Origin of the sequence: Chryseobacterium daecheongense (genome assembly GCF_003729955.1) — a bacterium.
In the GTDB taxonomy this organism is placed as follows: Bacteria; Bacteroidota; Bacteroidia; order Flavobacteriales; family Weeksellaceae; genus Chryseobacterium; species Chryseobacterium daecheongense.
In genome coordinates this window covers 1292864-1310184 of record NZ_RJTX01000001.1, presented here as the reverse complement: position 1 = coordinate 1310184, position 17321 = coordinate 1292864, and the positions used below count along the sequence as shown (strand labels likewise).

Below are 17321 nucleotides of genomic sequence, written 5' to 3'. Positions count from 1 at the left end.
AAAAATCAACTGTTTTGATAAGCTTTAGCAAAATCTTTTGCAAAGTCTTTAACCTTAATTCTTCCTAAAACAGGTCTGTTTTTAAAATAATCGTCATATAATATACCACCTTTTCTTGCTGCATTCATTTCTACAAAACCTTTTGCAGTTTTCGGGTTCATACCTGCGTTAGTCAAATTATTCAGTAAATCTTCATCAGGAATTTCAAGCCATTTTAAATCCGGTTTTCCAATGGCTTCACCTAACGTTTTTGCAATTTCGTTTGGTGAGATTTCTTCGCTTGCGATATAGCGGATTTCCCTTCCATTGAAAGGCTTTTCAATTTCTTCAGCAATTACGGATGCAATATCCAATGGTGAAACCCACGGTTCTTTTTCATCGCCGCCATAATTTTGAATGATGGCATTTTGAGATTGTATTGTCGGAATAAAAGCATACATATTGTAATAAAATCCAACCGGACGCATAAATTTAATTGAAACATCTTCAGGAAGTTCATTTAAAATTTTCTCAACTTCGTAATGAAAGGCCAGAATTCCGTTTCCTTTCTCCATATGGGCACCAATACTGCTTAAATGAATAATATTTTTCACTCCCGATTTTTCAATAGCTTCTTTATAATTTTTAGCAATCTGAATATTAGCCTGAATAAAATCGATTTCGTGATTAAAGAAAACTCCATGATTAATGGCCTCCATAGCGTAAACAACATCTGCGCCTCGGAAAGTTTCGGTTAAAAAATCTACATTTTCCATTGTTCCTATTGCGGCTTTCGCGCCTAAGGTCTCAATATCGGATGTCCTTTCCGCATTGCTGCTAATGACTGTTACCTCATGTCCTTTGCTCAATAATTCTTCTGTTAATGGTTTACTGATATTTCCCAATGAACCTGTTACAATAATTTTCATTTTGTTTAAATTTTTATTGAAACAAAGTTCAGGATTGCAGGAAAGTTCTACGTAGCCGAATCTACTTTTTGTGTAGCCGAAAAAATAGAGAAGAATAAAAATCAAAGATTTTTAAACCAATGTTATTTATCTGCAAAATAATGATCAATCTTTTGTGATTAAGCTTAAGCCTTAAACTTTCCAACCTCCGAAGGCGAAACTCCAAACTCCTTTTTAAACACATAAGAAAAATGGGAGAGATCCTCGAAACCGAGATCAACATAAATATCAGTTGGTCTTTTATGTTCTTTATCCAGAAGAAAGTAGGCTTCCTGAAGGCGTCTGTTCATCAGCCATTTTCCAGGACTTGTATTGAAAATTGTTTTAAACTCTCTTTTAAAAGTGGATAAACTTCTTCCGGTCATAAAAGCAAAACGTTCCAGGCTGATATTGAATTTATAATTATGATTCATAAAAAGTTCCAGATCAATTGTATGCGGACTATTAAAATTGAATAAAATATTCTTTAAATCGGAGTTGTTCTTTAATAGGATCATCAACAATTCTTCACGCTTAATATCAACAAAAACACTGTCCAACTGTTCAGTTCCATTATAATAGGGCTCTAAAGACTGGATAAAATTTTTGATCAGCTTATCTTCTTGAATGAATAAAAAAGAATCATCATTATCCATAGGTTCGGCTTGATAAGGATGGCGTTCCAGAAATTTCTTCAAAAAAGCTTCATCAAAAGTGATGATTACTTTTTCAAACTGATCATCTTCTTTATATTTGGTGTATCGAACCAAATGATTTTTTCTTGCAATACAATAATCACCGGGTTTCATGTTGTAGTGTTTATAGCCGTCATACGAAACCATTGAGCCTTTCAACAGAAACAAAAAGAAATGCTCCGGAATAAATTGCTCCGGAGAAATTTCGGGACCTAAATGGCAGGAGTGAAGATTGTTGAATTTCATTTTAATTTCTTATGCTTCAGTTTTCTAATGTCTTTATACAAATTTATGAATTTGCCATCAGACTATCTGCGCTTGCCAATAGGGCCTCTTCGCGGCTTCTTGGATACCAGTTGAGAATTGTTCTTGCTTTTTTATTAGACATTTCCTTGTAGAATTCTTTCCCGATCGGCTCTAGCTCCTGGATGTTTGCAGTGTACTGTGGTCTTTCCTTTTTGAAGAGTTCGGCAACGTCATAGAAGCTCATGACTCCGTCTGAAGTGGCGATAAAACGCTCTCCGGCTGCTGCAGGACTCACCATGGCCTTAATGTGAATATCCGCAACATCTCTCACATCCACAACGCCCATTGTGAAAGTTGGGGTGTATTCCAGGTTTCCGTTAAGGATGCTGGAAACAGCTATATCAAGTGAGGCTGAAGTAATTCCACCAATGGAAGGACCGAAAATTCCAACAGGGTTTATAACTGCCAGTTCCAGTCCGTTGCCTTCTTTTTCAACGAATTCCCAGGCAGATTTTTCAGCGACGGTTTTTGATTTGATATAGGCCGGAAGCGCTGTATTTACATCCGTCCAGTCTTCTTCTGTGAAAACATGGTTTTCAATCTTAATGCTGTAGCCGACTGCTGCAAAAGAAGACGTCAAAACCACTCTTTTCACACCAGCATCACGGGATGTCTTTAAAACTCGCAATGCTCCATCTCTTGCAGGAATGATGAGCTCATTTTCATCCTTAGGATCCTGTGCTGGAAAAGGTGATGCAACGTGGAGAACATAATCGCAACCCTTTACAGCTTCGTCCCAATTATTGTCGCTGGTAAGATCAGCTTCGAAAAACGAAAGGTGAGAGAAATCTGTAATTCCTCCTTCTTCCAATGCTTTAATGATACTGTCTTTCTTTGAGAGTGAGCGTAGAGTTGTTCTCACTTCATAACCTTGCTGTAATAGTTGCAGAACCGTATGAACTCCCAAAAATCCTGTTCCTCCCGTTACCAAAACGGTTTTCTTTATATTTTCCATTTTTATTTAAATTTTACAATGCAAAGTTGGAAAATATTTGAAGTAGGGGTTTTGTTGTGAAGTTCAATTTTTGTTTGTTGTAGAGGTCAGAGTGGAAATTGTTGTTCAACTTGGAATAAAAAGAAAAAAATCTCCCATAAGAAACCCATGGGAGATCAAATAAAATATATGGAATCTTCCTTTTCAGGAACGACGGGATTTTAATTATTCATCACACTGAAAGCTCCTTCGGTAGCTGAGAAGAAATTGTTATAAATCAATTCCGTATTTCCCACGCGAATTTCGTAAATATCTTCCCGAAGAGCTTTTACAAGGTCATTCGCTACATCAGAAGCCGGAATACCGTTCTCCCTGCCTCCGATTTCAACGGAAAGATCGGTATTTACTAATGGAGGCATCAATTCAAAGACTTTTATATGGGTGTCTTTTGCCAATTCGTATCTCAACAGTCTGGTATGAGAATGAAGTGCTGCTTTAGAATCTGAATAAGTAGGAACATGAGAGCCCGGCACAAAACCTACGATGGATGAAACATTCACGATAGCTGCTTCATTTTGTTGCTTTAATAAAGGAAGGAATTTTTCTGTGAGTCTGATCGGAGCAAAATAATTAGTGGTAAATTCAGCTACTGCTTTGCTGTACATGTCCGAATTTTCCGATAGAGTGTAGGCATAGGCATGACCGGCATTGTTAATCAGGATGTTTAACCCGCCGAAAGTGGTTTTTACCTCTTCATACAATCTGGTAACGTCTGTTTCATTCGTAATATCAGCCTGAATGGTGAAAACGTTTTCCAGACCATTGGCGGCAGCATCTAATTTTTCTTTGTTTCGTCCGACAATAATAATTCTATTAGCAGGACTTAAAGCTTTTGCAATTTCTAAACCGATTCCGGAACCTCCGCCGGTAATCAAAATGGTGTTATTGGTAATGTTCATAATAATTTGTTTTATTAATTATATTATTTTATATTGTACTATTTGGTACAAAATATGGTAAAAATTTTTATTCTAATGGCTTAAGATTCATTTCGATCATGGAACGAAGGATTCTTGGAGAATTCTCCATTCTTCTTGTAACATGAATTCCGTTCCACAGATTGGTTAAGTGCCAAGCTAGGATTTCAGGATCTTCCTGATTTTTTAATTGCCCATTTTCCTGAGCTTTTTTGATGGTTCTGGCAAAGATCTTTTGTAAACCTTTCAATAATTCTGCCGTAATTTTTTTAATATCTTCATCCTTTTCAGAAAGCTGAACCAAAGCATTTCCGAGATAACAGCCTCTGTCAATATCACAATCTTCAGCATCGGCAAGTGCTAAAAAAAACTGCCGGATAAACTCGATTTGATCTTCTGATCTTTCAATGGCCATTGTAATTTTCTGGTTAAAACTTTCAGCAAATTGTTTGATAGAACGGACATATAATTCTTGTTTTCCACCTTTAAATGCCAGATAAAAGCTTCCTTTCCCAATTCCCATGGCATTCAATAATTCGTCTGCAGAAGCAGTATCGTAGCCTTTATTTCTAAAAACTTCGGTTGCTTTTTGGATTGCTTCCTGCTCATTGAATATTTTGGGTCTTCCAGCCATTTTTTAATTTTGGTAGGACAAAGGTATATAATTGTACCATTCGGTACAAAATAAAAATTCAAATATCTTTTATAGTTTTTGTCGATTATACTTCAAAACTCATGTATAAAGTGGTTTCTGTAGAATCGTTGTATAATTTGGTATTGATGCCCGTTAAAAGAAAACCTGCTTTTCGATAGAATTGAATGGCTGGATAATTCGTATTCTGAGTTTCGAGTTCAACAATCCTGCATTGTAAATCTCTGGCCTCGCGGTTGACGCTTTTGATTAATAGCCTTCCAATATTTTGTCCTCTATATTTCTCACTGATCAACATATTCTCTATAAAAAGGCTGTTGTTCCATTCCCTGAAATCACAGATGATCCAGCCGATCAGTTCGTCATTGTCAAATGCACCGAAGGAATGTCCCTGTTCAATAATTTCATTGAGCTCATCAATATCATGAGAGTCGGTTTCCCAAATTTTCCTGTAATGTTGATTTTTTTCTCTGAGATTAAACTCAAAAGAATTTCCGATTTCAATAGCGGTAATTACAAATATCTTATCTGTTTCGTAACCGTTGAGCCCCCAATTCAGAGTTGGATTATATGTTAACTTATTTAGTTTTTTAATTTCCATGAAATTTCATTCCAATTATTACTTCTTATAATACAGAATCATGAATAGTTTTAATCAAATTTAAATAAAATTTCACATCGCAAAACTTTCAAAACCTGTAAATTTGTAACCAATAAAAATTTACCGGATGCTTAGGAAAATTTCAATTGCAGCAGCTACCTTTTTGTCTGTGATTACAATCAATGCTCAGAAGAATAAAAATTCTCAATTAGAAAGACCCAAATTAGTAATAGGTTTAGTAGTGGATCAGATGAGATGGGACTATTTGTACCGATATTATAATAAATATGGTAAAGACGGTTTCAAAAGACTGCTTAATACGGGGTACTCTCTTAATAATGTTCATATCAATTATGTACCTACAGTTACCGCTTTAGGGCATACTTGTATTTATACGGGATCGGTTCCTGCCATTCATGGGATTGCCGGAAACGACTGGACCGATAAGGAAACAGGTAAAAATGTGTATTGTACAACAGATGAAAATGTACAGCCTGTAGGAACAACTAATGCCAAAGTAGGAAGTCATTCACCTAAAAATCTTTGGTCTACAACAGTAACGGATGAATTGAGGCTGGCTACCAATTTCCAGGGAAAGGTAATTGGGGTTTCCCTTAAAGATCGTGCTTCCATTCTTCCCGCTGGACATACTCCAACAGGTGCATTCTGGTTTGATGATTCTACAGGAAACTTTATCACCAGTACATGGTATATGAATGATTTGCCACAATGGCTGAAATCTTTCAATTCCCAAAATCTTCCGGATCAATTAGTTGCTAATGGATGGAATACTTTACTTCCTATTAATCAGTATACAGAAAGCTCTCCGGATAATTCTTCTTGGGAAGGCCTTTTAGGAAGTGCAAAAACACCTACTTTCCCTTACAGTAACCTGGCAAAAGACTATCAGGAGAAAAAAGATAACATCCGATATACTCCTTTCGGAAATACATTGACATTGAAATTGGCTGAAGCTTCCGTAGAAGGAGAAAAATTGGGCGGAGATGATATTACAGACTTTTTAGCAATTAATTTAGCTTCTACAGATTATGCGGGTCATAAATTCGGACCGAATTCTATTGAAGTGGAAGATGTATATTTAAGACTGGATCAGGATCTAGCCCAATTTTTCAATTATTTGGATGCTAAAGTCGGGAAAGGAGAGTATACAGTTTTCCTTTCTGCAGATCATGGAGGAGCCCATTCCGTAGGATTTTTGAAAGAACATAAAATTACAACCGGATTTTTCGGGGAAGGAATGGAGAAAGATATTAATCAAAAGCTGAAAGATAAGTTCGGGGTGGATAAGCTGATCAATGCAGTAGATAATTACCAGATTTATTTTGATAGAAAATTGATGAAAGACAATAAAATAGAGCTGGATGATCTGAGAGATTTCACCATTCGTGAGCTGGAAAAAGATCCTACCGTTCTATATGCTGTTTCTGTGCAGGAAGTTCAGGAAGCTACGATTCCGGAACCGATCAAGCAAAGGATCATCAATGGGATCAACAGGCAAAGAAGTGGTGATATTCAGTTGATCTCCCATGATTCTATGCTTCCGCCATATTCTAAAACGGGAACTACACACAGTGTTTGGAATTCTTATGATTCTCATATTCCATTAATATTTATGGGATGGGGAATCCAGCACGGAGAAAGCAATAAACCATATAATATGACAGATATTGCCCCTACAGTTTCCTCCTTATTAAAGATACAGTTTCCAAGCGGGAATGTCGGAAATCCGATCACCGAGGTCATTGGAAAATAATGATATTAAAAAAACATTCCTCAGAGAGGAATGTTTTTTTATGATGATCTTATCAGCTGTTGAATTTCTTTCTGGTATTTTCTGTTTTGCTTTCTTATTTTCAGGATAAGATATAAAAGCAGGGCTATAATAATGCTTCCAGCACCCATACAGGCAATCGTAAGTGTACGGTATTTACTTTTGATCTCCTGGCTTTTCTTCAATGTTTCTTTATTGTGATTATTAATGATGTGATTGATAGAATTCAGTTCATTCTGCTCCCTTTTGAAACGCATTTCAAAATGCTTTTTATTGTAATGCTGATATTGGGCACTATTTCCGATGGCAAGATAATTATCTGCCATTTCTTTATAGATGCCTTCATTAAGGATAATGTCACCCGTATTTTTGCTGAGATTGCCGGCATTGATTAATAAATCTAAAGCTTTTTGGTTTTCACGTTTCTGTTTGTATACTTCGGCCATTCCTTTTAATGCGAAGGCTTCAAGACTTTTGGCTTTTGCCTTTCTGGCGTAGTCAGCTGATTGGTTGAATGCTTCTTCTGCTTTCTCTCTTTGAAATAAATTTAAATAGCAATAACCGATATTATAGTAGACCACACTCATATTAGCGTAAGTGCTTTGTTTCTTCTCTACTTTTTCAAAGTTTTGAATGGATGTTTGAAATTTTTCCAACGCGATTTCAGAATTCCATTGGCTCTTATAGATCATTCCGCGAATAGCATAACTCCTGGCGGTCTCAGTATGTCTTTCGTGGCTGTCTTCCGGTAACTTTTTCAAATATTCATCTGCCTCATTCAATGTTTCAAGGCTTTTGCTGAAAAGCTGCATTTGCTGATATTGTATTGCAATAGAGATCAATATACTGGTTTGTACTTTAAGATCATTGGTTTTTTGAGATAATTCCTTTGCTTTTAAGATATACTGAAGAGAGGTGTCAAAATCTCTTTTAGCGATATGGGCAGTTGACAAAAGCGTGTACAGACTCAGCGTTTTATTGATATCATTCTCTTTCTCAAGCAGTTTTTTTACAATATTTATCGTATGATCAGGATTGTCGTAAATTTCCAGGCGGGCTTTTTTCAATAGAGAATCATCAGAGATCTTCTGTCCGTACAATGAAGGCTGGCAGATGAAAAAAATACCTATAATAATGGTTAACACTAACTTCATGAGACTCTGTTTTTACTGATTTCCTGAATATAAGCATTGGGTGACATGCCTGTAACGGATTTAAATACCGTTGTAAAAGCACTATGGGATGAAAATCCTGAAAACTCCGCAAGATAGCTCACCTTATAATTAAGATAAGTAGGATCGGTCTTTAATAAATGAGCAATATGGTTTATTCTTAATTCATTAATATATCCGTTGAAGTTTTTCCCTTTACTGTTATTAATAACTTCTGAAAGGTATTTTGTATTAATCCCCATTTGTGCAGAAAGTGTAGAAAGAGACATATTTTTATTCAGATAGAGATCAGATTTCTCCCATTCATTAAGCTTCTGTAATATTTCAAATTCTTTTTCCTTTGATAGTTTATTATTTTCCGGAATCTTTTCTGTCTGAACAACTTCTACAGTATGGTCGGGAGAATATACAGGAGTGGCTTGGATCCTATTCTTTTGTTTTGCAAAAAATTCAAACTGTTTTTTAAGGTCCTTTTTACGGCGGGTTTCAATTAAATAGTAAATAACTGAAAGCGTGATCATCAAAAGAAATACAGATGCTAAAGTCCAGATTTTTTTCTGTTCATTCTGTTTCTGAAATTCAATATTTTTGTTCTGATTGGTTTCCACCAACTTAATGATGTATCGTATTCCTTCCTTATTATTGGAATCTAGTTTTGCTTTTAGTTCTGAATACAGCTTATTATATTCATAATATTTTTCATCATTATGCAGTGCAAAATAGTTTTTGGAAAGCGATTCATAAATTTTAGCCTTTAGATAATTGTAGGGTAATTTCTCAATCTTGGCAAGGCCTTTTTCCAGATTTTCAACGGCTTTGTTGTAATCTTCCTTTAGAAAATAATATTTGGAGAAATTTTCATAAGCTAAAGCTGATAAAAATGGCTGTTCCTGTTTTTTTTCCAGATGTACAATCACGTTTTCGATTAATTTTCTGGCTTCCTCTAACTTATTTTGTTTCAATAGATAGGAAGAATAAAAAATCTTGTTTTCTGTGCTGATGATTCTATTTTCTTCGTTATGATTGTCAATATATTGATTACTTTTTTGGAGGTTTTCTATGGCTAAAGGATAATTCCGGTTGATTCCGAAATTGATGGCTTGAAGCTGATAAAGTTCTGCTACGGTAATTTTAAGTTTAGGATCTTCGCTTTTTAGCAACTTTTTATTAGCTAATAAATCAGAAATGATTCTTTGTGACTGATCGTACAGATCTAAGTTCTGATATTGGTCTGCAAGATCATAATCTCCAAACACCTGCATAAAATAGGAAAGTTTGTCTTTTTCTTCGTAGACTTCCTTTTGAGTGGAAACATTCACAGATTGCACATAATCTCCTTTCATGGCATAAGCCTGCGAAATAATATTCTGTAAAATGATTTTATGCTCAATATTTTGATCGCTGATCAATAAACTTTGAGAATAATTAATGCAGTCATCCGGATCCTGATACAATTTTTGAAAAGCTTTATCCAGTAAAATATTGAAATCGGGACCTGACTGTCCATTAATAAAAATGGAATAGAGAAGAATAAATAATATTGAGACGCTTTTCTGAGGCATTCGAATATAATAATTCAATTTTTTGCTGTTGTTTTTCCGGTTTGGGTACGTTTCATTTTCAATATTTGATTTTTTGCATGTGGTTGTTATTTAGGATTTTAAGTTTTCAGTTCTTTTAAATTTCCCGAATTATGCAAGTCAAATACTTTCAAAAAGGTAAATATAATATTAATATTGTTCCCGGCAATTGAAAATGTTAAAATCAAATCTAACCATAGAAAAGATACAAATTTTTAGTGACTTTCTTATGAATAGATTAATTTATTTGAAATCATATACATATTCCACATACAGTAAAAGTTAGAAGTTAAATTACAATGGTCAGTCAAAAATAGATCTTTCAGTTCTGATGACAATCAGATTGATGTATCTGTCCCGGTTAAACGGGAGCTATGTATTATTTTTTGTGAAAGGGGAAGATTCACAGAATTTTAAATTCATAAAACAGTAAAATAAAATTAGGCACACTTTAATTTCAAAGACTTGACCAAAAACTCGCAGGTTTCTGCGAGTTTTGTTTTTTATAATGTTGGTTAAGGAGATGTTTTCAGGATAATATTAGTGAGATTATAGTAAACCTATCTAAAACTCGCAAATTATTGTTGATTTGTTTTATTTATAAAATATATTGATTTTCAGTTGTTTATGTTTGATTTATTTCTTAATTTCAAGAATTATGAAAGATTGATTCTTTTAAATTTCATGAATTACATAATCCTATTCATTTTTTGAAAAGATTATAGTGTTAATATAGTTCCTGATAATTATGATAACTTAAAAAGGAACATTATGAAAAGAAATTACATTTTTTTTAAGGCATTAGCTGCTTTTTTTCTGGTGAATTTTACAGCTTTAGATGCCCAATTAACAATTATTACATCGGGGAGTCTTGAACCGGGAGGAGTTTCTAATAATGGAGTTGTTGCGATACAAACATCAGGTGGAATAGCTTATAAGTGGGATGTAAATGGTGGATTGGTACAGATTGGAGCTATTACTGCTGGCTCCGGCGCGGGAAGAAGCGGAATCTCATATGACGGAAGAAAAATATCCTCCACTATGACCAATCAGGCCACGGCAATGAATGAGATTTCTTTATATGATATTCCATCTTCTACCTGGACTAATTTAGGAAGCCTTGGATCTTCTTCAGGAGGTAATACAGGTTCTGCATGGGGAATATCAGGAAATGGAAACGTTGTAATGGGACTAGGTTGGATCTCAGCAGGCACTGCCCATGCCGTAAAATGGCAATCAGGAACCATGACCGATTTAGGTAGCATTGTCGCTGGAAGAAGTTCCAGAGCCAATGGTGCCAGCTTTGATGGCTCGGTGATTGTTGGGTGGCAGGATGACGCTAACGGAAGCAGAAGAGGCGCCAAATGGGTAAATGGAGTAGAATCTTATATTACAGATAATAGTGGCAATCTGGTGGGAGAGGCTTCAGCGGCTTCCTCAGACGGCAATACCATTATAGGGCAAGGGTTGCCTAACCCATATGTTTGGAACGCTTCCACAGGTTTAACGTATATCACGCATCCAAATGCGGGATCTTTTTTCAGAGGCGGAGCTACGGGCGTTTCAGCAGATGGAAATACAGTGATAGGTTATTATAGAAATTTTCCGGGTCCGCCTACGACAGGAGAAGGATTCATTTGGACACCGGCAGGAGGACGTGTTGAATTAAATGCTTATGCTGCAAGTCTGGGTATTAATACATTGAATGTAAAAATGTCTTTACCTACGGCTATTTCACCTGATGGAAAAAAAATAGCAGGTATGGGTGTGAATACATCTAATAATAGTTTAGTAGTATTTTATCTTGACCTGACAACTTATCTTTCTACTCAAGAAGGAGTGAGGCAAAATACCGACGTATCCATTTATCCTAATCCCGTAAAAGATATTCTTTACATAAAGGGAACCGGAAAAATAGAGAAAGCCGGAATTTACAATATGGTCGGACAAAAAATAAGATCATTCGATACGGTGAAAGATCAGTTGGATGTCTCCTTTCTGCCTAAAGGAAATTATATATTGGAATTTTCTGTAAGAGGAAAGGCGCAAAGCTTGAAATTCATTAAACAATAATAGACACTTTAAAAACAATAAAAAAACTCGCAGATATTCTGCGAGTTTTTTTATTGCTATCATAATTAATTATTCATCCTCGTCTTCGTATTGTTCTAGGTAATATGTAAAGGTAAAGCTTTCAAGTTCTTCTTCCGCATCTTCCAAAGTGGTCAGCAGATCCTCAAAAATTTCAAGCTGATCGACACTCATATTCACAAATTCGATATGAAGCGGCATTTCCAGCTCGCCGGTAATCACATCATATAAGGCATCAAGATTATCTCCAAAATGCTCCGGAAGGGTGAGTTTTTCTTTCAGCTGGGTATAAAAATCTTCATAATCGCCTATATCTGTAAAGTCTATATATATTGTTCTCATATTGAATTGAATTTCCAGTTTTTATGTAGTAAAAAGGTTTTACATTGTTTACAAAAGTCTATTTCTTCATTCGTAGGGTTTTTTCCTTCCGCATCTCTCATAAAGCAGGTTTTATCAGCACAATGCTTCAACCCTTGTGTATGGCCCAATTCATGAATAGCTACCTTAAAAAGCTGTTCATTGGAATTTTCTTTATGCAGCCTGAATTGAGAAGCAACACAAGCTCTTCCGGGTCTGTATCCTAGTCCCATTACCCCAAAATCTTTGACCTTTCCTTTAGTGACACTGATATCTTTTGAAGTAAGCGCAACAGTGACATAACCAGGCTTGGTTTTTTCCTGCAAAAACTTGATGATGGAATCAGCCCTGTAGCGGTTTCGTTCTCTATAATAAGCATTGTCAGGAAAATCTATAGGCTTAAGAACTTGTACATTCGGATATACTTTTTTAATCTCCTGGGCAACAAATGCAACATTTTCAGGTTTAATATCCTTAAAAGGCTGAACCAGTATGGTCATAAAATTATTTCCCGTTACTGTTGTATGTTTTTTTTCAGTACAGGAAACAAATAATCCGAAATATAGGAAAAGTAAATAAAGGTTATTGCTTTTCAAAACTCTTATAATGGTTTTTGGTAAGGTAAACATCACCGTCTTCCGTAAATACAATACGGTCAGCATTCCTGTTTCCGCAGTTATAATTGACGTCAGCTTCAAAATATCTTTCTCCTTTAGGAAGATTTCCTTCTCTGTTACTGAATTTATCACCGCCAATGGCTCTTCCCGGCAATATTTCACAGAGGTTTCCCTGGGATGGGTTCCAGCCCTGTCTCCTTGCTTCGTTTTTGGTAATGTAATAATCAGGGAGCTTATGATTTTGTTTTACATAACTAATTACCCTTTTTTCTTCGGTAAGTTGGTCAATGGACTGTTGGTCCGAAGTATTAATATTATTTTCTTCAGAAGCTGTACTTCCATAACTTACCTGTTCGGACTTTGTGTTATTGGTATTGTTTTTCTTTTCAATAGTGAAATTATTCATAAGATACATCACCAACATTCCTAAAAGAAGTCCGGCAAGAGCAAAAAACAATGGCCTCGATTTACTGTTCATCATAAGTTTATAACTTTTATTCTCTCCATTCCTCCGGAATATCACATACCGGAATTGGATTCATTTTATGTTGAGCCGCTTTATTCATTCTTTCGAAAATAAGGAATACTTCTTTATCTCTTCCTTCGTAATCATCTGCTGTTTTAGTGCCATATTCCTTCTGGATCTTCTCAAGCTCAGGATAAGAAGCCCCGATCTGGTCTTCATCCGTTCTTTCTGCATCCCAAAGTCCATCAGTTGGAATTGCTTTCTGAATGCTCTCTATGATATCTAAAGATTTTGCTAATGTATATATTTCAGTTTTATAAAGATCGGCAATAGGAGAAACATCTACACCACCATCTCCGTATTTGGTATAAAACCCGATTCCGAAATCCTCCACTTTATTTCCGGTTCCACAAACCAATAACCCGTGAAGCTGGCCAAAATAATACAATGTCAGCATTCTGAAACGTGATCTTGTATTGGCTAAAGCAAGGTTGTTACTCCATCTTCCTTCCACGTGATCATGTACCACACCTTCGAAAGTTTCAAAAACAGGAGTCAGATTGATAGTCTTCCCCTGAACGTTGGGGAATTTTTTCTTCAAGTCAGCAATATGATCCAGCGCGCGGTTCATCTGGTCTTCTTTCTGGCGGATCGGCATTTCCAACAACAAAACTTCAAGGCCCGTCATGGCGCAAAGGGTAGAAACGACAGCCGAGTCTATTCCTCCGGAAACTCCTACTACATACCCTTTTACATTTGCTTTTACGGCATAATCTTTCAGCCAGTTGACAATATGATCTATTACTTTTTGTGTCTGCATTTTATTTTGTTTTAGTCTATGATTACTTTTTGTCTTCTTCAGAAATATCGAATGAAAATCAAGATCAAAAATAACGGTTTTCTTACAATTATAAACCGGAAAAATAATTTTCCTTTTTTAGTTCATACCAGAAGCAAATTCCATCCGGTTCAACAAATTCATCGGTTTTTTCAAATCCCAACTTTTTTAGAATATGATTAGAGCCGTTATTTTCAGAATGTGCATGAGCATAAATAACATCGGTTTTTAAATCGTTGAAACCAAAATCAAGGGAAGCTTTTGCCGATTCAAGCGCATAGCCTTTTCCCCAAAATTCAGGAAGGAAACGATACCCAAGATCATAAATGTTGTGGTACCCGTTGATAGGATCGGTCAAGAGTTTTAAGCCGCTCCAGCCGATCAGTAAGCTGCTTTCTTTTTCAATGACGGCAAGTCTGCCGACGCCATTGTCGATATATTGCTGTTGAATCATTTGGATTATCTTTTCAGAATCTTTTTTGTCATTCAGCGGCGGCATGCCAATATATTTCATGACGTCAGGATTGGAATCAAGAAGAAACATACGATCTGCATCATAAGCTTCAAAATTCCGTAAAATAAGTCTTTCAGTTTCTAGTTGCATAGGAAAAAATAATTATTGTTCAGTCCCGAAAATGTAGTTTCTGAGCATTAAAAAACGGAACGGTTATGAATAAAATGAACACAGCAAATATTTTATTTTTCATCAGAAGTTGTGTTTAAATCACTATTTTTGTAAACTTAAATTTCATGTAAAAATATGAAGATTTTCAGAACTATTGCACTTTCCTCCATCATAGTATTCGCATTATATTCTTGCAAAAAAGAAGCTAAGAACCAATGGAATGTAGAAGTGAAAGATCCTGTTGAAAAAGTACAGATCACGGATATTTCCAAAGAGTTTTATAATCCGAATGTTCCGTTAGAACAGTTTAAAGCTCAGTTTCCGTGGTTTCAGGGAACTGTTTCCGATGCAGATTTTGTAAAAAGAAGATCTGATGCTGAGGAAATTAAAATTTATAAGGAAGCTATTGGTAAAATAGATCAGAATAAACTTCAGAAGGATCTCCAGGAGCTATTTTCCCATATTAAATATTATTTTCCAAAGTTCAATGCACCTAAAGTATACCTTTTTTCATCCGTTTTACAGATGGTGCAGGATCCGGTATTTTATGATTCTAAAGAAAACCTTCTGTTTATAGATGTTACCGGATTTATGGGAGAAAATAATCCAAATTATAAAGGGTTGGAGCTGTATTTCCAAAAATCGATGAACCCACAGAATATAGTACCTAAAGTTTCCCAGATCTTTGCAGAAAATGCGGTGGCCGCTACTCCTGATCACCAGAAGTTTATCGATCACCTGATCCTGAACGGGAAAATTATGATGCTTCAGGATGCTTTTTTACCTGGCTTCCCGGATTACCTGAAAATGAACTACACTCAGAAGCAATATGATTGGGCAGTAGCTAATGAAGCTAATATCTGGAACTATTTTGTGGAAAGCAATTTGATTTTCGGGGATGATCCGAGATTGGTAGACCGTTTTATTTCTCCGGGGCCTTTCTCCAAATTTTATACGGAAATAGACAACGAATCTTCCCCACAGATCGGAATTTTTACAGGATGGCAGATCTGTAAAGCGTATTTTAAAGAAAAGCCGGAAACCAAATTACAGGATTTCCTGAAAATGGATGCCACCACTATATTTAATCAATCAGGATATAAACCTAAAACAGAACAATAAAAATTAGAAAAATAGAAAGAATGAGAAAGACTCAGATAACGATAGATGTTGAATTAGATGAAAACCATATTCCTGAAAACATTACATGGAATGCTCAGGATGGTGGAATTGAAAAAGAGGAAACAAAGGCGACGATGATCTCTGTCTGGGATGATAAAACGATGGAAGCTTTAAGAATTGATCTTTGGACCAAAGAAATGCCTGTTGATCAAATGAAAATGTTCATCCATCAAATCCTTATTTCATTAGGGAATACTTATCAGAGAGCAACGGGAGAGGAAGATGTGGCTCAATGGATGGAACAGATGGCGGAAGAATTTGCTATTAAATCTGCAATTAAAATGTAAAACAATATGATGATATGAAAATGAGGTGCACATCATCACATTAATAATTATCAAATCAAAAAATTATGAATTTTAATACAAAAGTGATACACGGCGGACAACATCATGAATCTGCAACAGGTTCTGTGAATGTTCCGGTTTTTTTAACGTCTACATTTGCACAGAAAAGTCCGGGAGTACATTCCGGGTATGAATATTCAAGAGCGGCCAATCCTACAAGACAGGCTTTAGAGGATTCATTGGCAAGCATTGAAAACGGGGCGAGAGGTCTGGCTTTCGGATCTGGTTTGGCGGCCATCGACTGTGTGCTAAAATTATTGAATCCAGGTGATGAAGTAGTAGCAGTGGATGATTTGTATGGAGGAACTTACAGAATGTTTACAAGACTTTTTGAAAAATATCAGCTGAAGTTTACGTTCGTGAATTTTGATGATGTTTCTAAAATTGCTGATGTTATTACAGATAAAACAAAACTGATCTGGGTGGAAACCCCAACCAATCCTTTGATGAAATTGGTTGATATCAAAGCGGTGGTTGAAATTGCCAAAGGAAAAGATATCCTGGTTGCAGTAGATAATACATTCGCGACCCCTTATCTTCAAAGACCGATTGATCTGGGAGCAGATATTGTGATGCATTCAGCTACAAAATATTTAGGAGGACATTCTGATGTTATCGCGGGAGCTTTGGTTACCAAAGATGCTGAATTAGGAGAAAAACTTCATTTCATCCAATTTGCTAGCGGTGGAATTTTGGGGCCTCATGATTCTTATTTGGTATTAAGAGGGATCAAAACGTTAGCACTAAGAGTGCAGAGACACTCTGAAAACGGAATGGCAGTAGCGAAATACCTGGAAAGTCACCCTGCAGTTGCTCAGGTAATCTATCCGGGATTGGAATCTCATCCACAATATGAATTGGCAAAATCTCAGATGAAAGATTTCGGAGGAATGGTTTCTTTTACTTTCAAATCAGGTAAAAAAGAAGATGCCATTAAATTTTTAGAAAAATTGAAAGTTTTCACATTGGCAGAATCTTTAGGCGGAGTTGAATCTTTAGCTAATCATCCTGCTTTGATGACCCATGCTTCTATTCCTGCAGAAAAAAGAGCTGAACTAGGAATTACTGATGATTTAGTTCGTTTAAGCGTTGGAATTGAGGATGCCGAAGATTTGATCGCAGATTTAGAAAGAGCTTTTTCTTAACCCAAAAAATTAAAT

General features: G+C 35.8%; 18 protein-coding genes. 5 read left to right on the top strand and 13 right to left on the bottom strand.

Annotated elements, in window-relative coordinates:
* Positions 1 to 5: 5 nt before the first annotated feature.
* The 6 genes from EGI05_RS06095 to EGI05_RS06070 form a co-directional block, all read right to left on the bottom strand.
* Entirely contained in the window at positions 6 to 908 is a 903-nt protein-coding gene (locus EGI05_RS06095) for an NmrA family NAD(P)-binding protein (protein ID WP_123262586.1), read from the bottom strand.
* Positions 909 to 1072: 164 nt separating this feature from the next.
* On the bottom strand, positions 1073 to 1867 hold the full coding sequence (locus tag EGI05_RS06090; RefSeq protein ID WP_123262153.1) for a helix-turn-helix transcriptional regulator: 795 nt from the start codon (positions 1865 to 1867) through the stop codon (positions 1073 to 1075).
* A gap of 43 nt (positions 1868 to 1910) precedes the next feature.
* On the bottom strand, positions 1911 to 2882 hold the full coding sequence (locus EGI05_RS06085) for an SDR family oxidoreductase (RefSeq protein WP_123262152.1): 972 nt from the start codon (positions 2880 to 2882) through the stop codon (positions 1911 to 1913).
* A 200-nt stretch (positions 2883 to 3082) separates the two neighbouring features.
* Complete coding sequence (locus EGI05_RS06080; RefSeq protein WP_123262151.1) at positions 3083 to 3820, bottom strand: SDR family oxidoreductase; 738 nt, start codon at positions 3818 to 3820, stop codon at positions 3083 to 3085.
* A 67-nt stretch (positions 3821 to 3887) separates the two neighbouring features.
* Positions 3888 to 4472, bottom strand: a complete 585-nt coding sequence (locus EGI05_RS06075; RefSeq protein ID WP_123262150.1) for a TetR/AcrR family transcriptional regulator — start codon at positions 4470 to 4472, stop codon at positions 3888 to 3890.
* Positions 4473 to 4557: 85 nt separating this feature from the next.
* Positions 4558 to 5091: a GNAT family N-acetyltransferase gene (locus EGI05_RS06070; protein ID WP_123262149.1), complete on the bottom strand. Its 534-nt coding sequence runs from the start codon at positions 5089 to 5091 to the stop codon at positions 4558 to 4560.
* Between the two features lie 127 nt (positions 5092 to 5218).
* On the opposite strand from EGI05_RS06070, the gene pafA reads away from it, so the two are divergent.
* Positions 5219 to 6865, top strand: a complete 1647-nt coding sequence (pafA, locus tag EGI05_RS06065; RefSeq protein WP_123262148.1) for an alkaline phosphatase PafA — start codon at positions 5219 to 5221, stop codon at positions 6863 to 6865.
* 38 nt (positions 6866 to 6903) lie between these two features.
* Here the strand turns inward: pafA and EGI05_RS06060 are convergent, their stop codons facing one another.
* Both EGI05_RS06060 and EGI05_RS06055 read right to left on the bottom strand, forming a co-directional pair.
* A complete protein-coding gene (locus EGI05_RS06060; RefSeq protein WP_123262147.1) occupies positions 6904 to 8037 on the bottom strand; it encodes a tetratricopeptide repeat protein in 1134 nt (377 codons plus the stop codon).
* Complete coding sequence (locus tag EGI05_RS06055; RefSeq protein ID WP_228428559.1) at positions 8034 to 9635, bottom strand: helix-turn-helix domain-containing protein; 1602 nt, start codon at positions 9633 to 9635, stop codon at positions 8034 to 8036. Before EGI05_RS06055 ends, EGI05_RS06060 begins: the two co-directional genes overlap by 4 nt.
* A 771-nt stretch (positions 9636 to 10406) precedes the next feature.
* On the opposite strand from EGI05_RS06055, the gene EGI05_RS06050 reads away from it, so the two are divergent.
* Positions 10407 to 11708 (top strand): T9SS type A sorting domain-containing protein, encoded by a 1302-nt coding sequence (locus EGI05_RS06050; RefSeq protein WP_123262145.1) that lies wholly within the window; start codon positions 10407 to 10409, stop codon positions 11706 to 11708.
* A 69-nt stretch (positions 11709 to 11777) separates the two neighbouring features.
* Here the strand turns inward: EGI05_RS06050 and EGI05_RS06045 are convergent, their stop codons facing one another.
* From EGI05_RS06045 to EGI05_RS06025, 5 genes are all read right to left on the bottom strand, one after another.
* A complete protein-coding gene (locus tag EGI05_RS06045) occupies positions 11778 to 12068 on the bottom strand; it encodes a barstar family protein (RefSeq protein ID WP_123262144.1) in 291 nt (96 codons plus the stop codon).
* Positions 12065 to 12682, bottom strand: a complete 618-nt coding sequence (locus EGI05_RS06040) for a matrixin family metalloprotease (protein ID WP_123262584.1) — start codon at positions 12680 to 12682, stop codon at positions 12065 to 12067. The genes EGI05_RS06045 and EGI05_RS06040 overlap by 4 nt, the downstream gene beginning before the upstream one ends.
* Entirely contained in the window at positions 12669 to 13181 is a 513-nt protein-coding gene (locus tag EGI05_RS06035) for a ribonuclease domain-containing protein (RefSeq protein WP_123262585.1), read from the bottom strand. Before EGI05_RS06035 ends, EGI05_RS06040 begins: the two co-directional genes overlap by 14 nt.
* A gap of 16 nt (positions 13182 to 13197) precedes the next feature.
* Positions 13198 to 13989 carry an NAD(+) synthase gene (nadE, locus tag EGI05_RS06030; RefSeq protein ID WP_123262143.1) on the bottom strand — a complete coding sequence of 264 codons (792 nt, stop codon included), beginning with the start codon at positions 13987 to 13989 and terminating at the stop codon, positions 13198 to 13200.
* Positions 13990 to 14077: 88 nt separating this feature from the next.
* The gene (locus EGI05_RS06025; protein ID WP_123262142.1) at positions 14078 to 14611 is read right to left on the bottom strand and encodes a GNAT family N-acetyltransferase; all 534 of its coding nucleotides are present in this window, start codon (positions 14609 to 14611) and stop codon (positions 14078 to 14080) included.
* A gap of 156 nt (positions 14612 to 14767) precedes the next feature.
* On the opposite strand from EGI05_RS06025, the gene gldB reads away from it, so the two are divergent.
* From gldB to EGI05_RS06010, 3 genes are all read left to right on the top strand, one after another.
* A complete protein-coding gene (gene gldB / locus EGI05_RS06020; RefSeq protein WP_123262141.1) occupies positions 14768 to 15754 on the top strand; it encodes a gliding motility lipoprotein GldB in 987 nt (328 codons plus the stop codon).
* Between the two features lie 20 nt (positions 15755 to 15774).
* Positions 15775 to 16101, top strand: a complete 327-nt coding sequence (gene gldC / locus EGI05_RS06015; RefSeq protein ID WP_123262140.1) for a gliding motility protein GldC — start codon at positions 15775 to 15777, stop codon at positions 16099 to 16101.
* A 65-nt stretch (positions 16102 to 16166) separates the two neighbouring features.
* Positions 16167 to 17306: a cystathionine gamma-synthase gene (locus tag EGI05_RS06010; protein WP_123262139.1), complete on the top strand. Its 1140-nt coding sequence runs from the start codon at positions 16167 to 16169 to the stop codon at positions 17304 to 17306.
* Positions 17307 to 17321: the final 15 nt, after the last annotated feature.

Coding starts and splice junctions, on each gene's coding strand:
- EGI05_RS06045 (WP_123262144.1), bottom strand. CDS start 12,068: ATGAGAACAATATATATAGACTTTACAGATATAGGCGATTATGAAGAT.
- EGI05_RS06050 (WP_123262145.1), top strand. CDS start 10,407: ATGAAAAGAAATTACATTTTTTTTAAGGCATTAGCTGCTTTTTTTCTG.
- EGI05_RS06090 (WP_123262153.1), bottom strand. CDS start 1,867: ATGAAATTCAACAATCTTCACTCCTGCCATTTAGGTCCCGAAATTTCT.
- gldB (WP_123262141.1), top strand. CDS start 14,768: ATGAAGATTTTCAGAACTATTGCACTTTCCTCCATCATAGTATTCGCA.
- EGI05_RS06095 (WP_123262586.1), bottom strand. CDS start 908: ATGAAAATTATTGTAACAGGTTCATTGGGAAATATCAGTAAACCATTA.
- EGI05_RS06010 (WP_123262139.1), top strand. CDS start 16,167: ATGAATTTTAATACAAAAGTGATACACGGCGGACAACATCATGAATCT.
- EGI05_RS06060 (WP_123262147.1), bottom strand. CDS start 8,037: ATGAAGTTAGTGTTAACCATTATTATAGGTATTTTTTTCATCTGCCAG.
- EGI05_RS06080 (WP_123262151.1), bottom strand. CDS start 3,820: ATGAACATTACCAATAACACCATTTTGATTACCGGCGGAGGTTCCGGA.
- EGI05_RS06035 (WP_123262585.1), bottom strand. CDS start 13,181: ATGAACAGTAAATCGAGGCCATTGTTTTTTGCTCTTGCCGGACTTCTT.
- nadE (WP_123262143.1), bottom strand. CDS start 13,989: ATGCAGACACAAAAAGTAATAGATCATATTGTCAACTGGCTGAAAGAT.
- EGI05_RS06025 (WP_123262142.1), bottom strand. CDS start 14,611: ATGCAACTAGAAACTGAAAGACTTATTTTACGGAATTTTGAAGCTTAT.
- EGI05_RS06070 (WP_123262149.1), bottom strand. CDS start 5,091: ATGGAAATTAAAAAACTAAATAAGTTAACATATAATCCAACTCTGAAT.
- gldC (WP_123262140.1), top strand. CDS start 15,775: ATGAGAAAGACTCAGATAACGATAGATGTTGAATTAGATGAAAACCAT.
- pafA (WP_123262148.1), top strand. CDS start 5,219: ATGCTTAGGAAAATTTCAATTGCAGCAGCTACCTTTTTGTCTGTGATT.
- EGI05_RS06075 (WP_123262150.1), bottom strand. CDS start 4,472: ATGGCTGGAAGACCCAAAATATTCAATGAGCAGGAAGCAATCCAAAAA.
- EGI05_RS06085 (WP_123262152.1), bottom strand. CDS start 2,882: ATGGAAAATATAAAGAAAACCGTTTTGGTAACGGGAGGAACAGGATTT.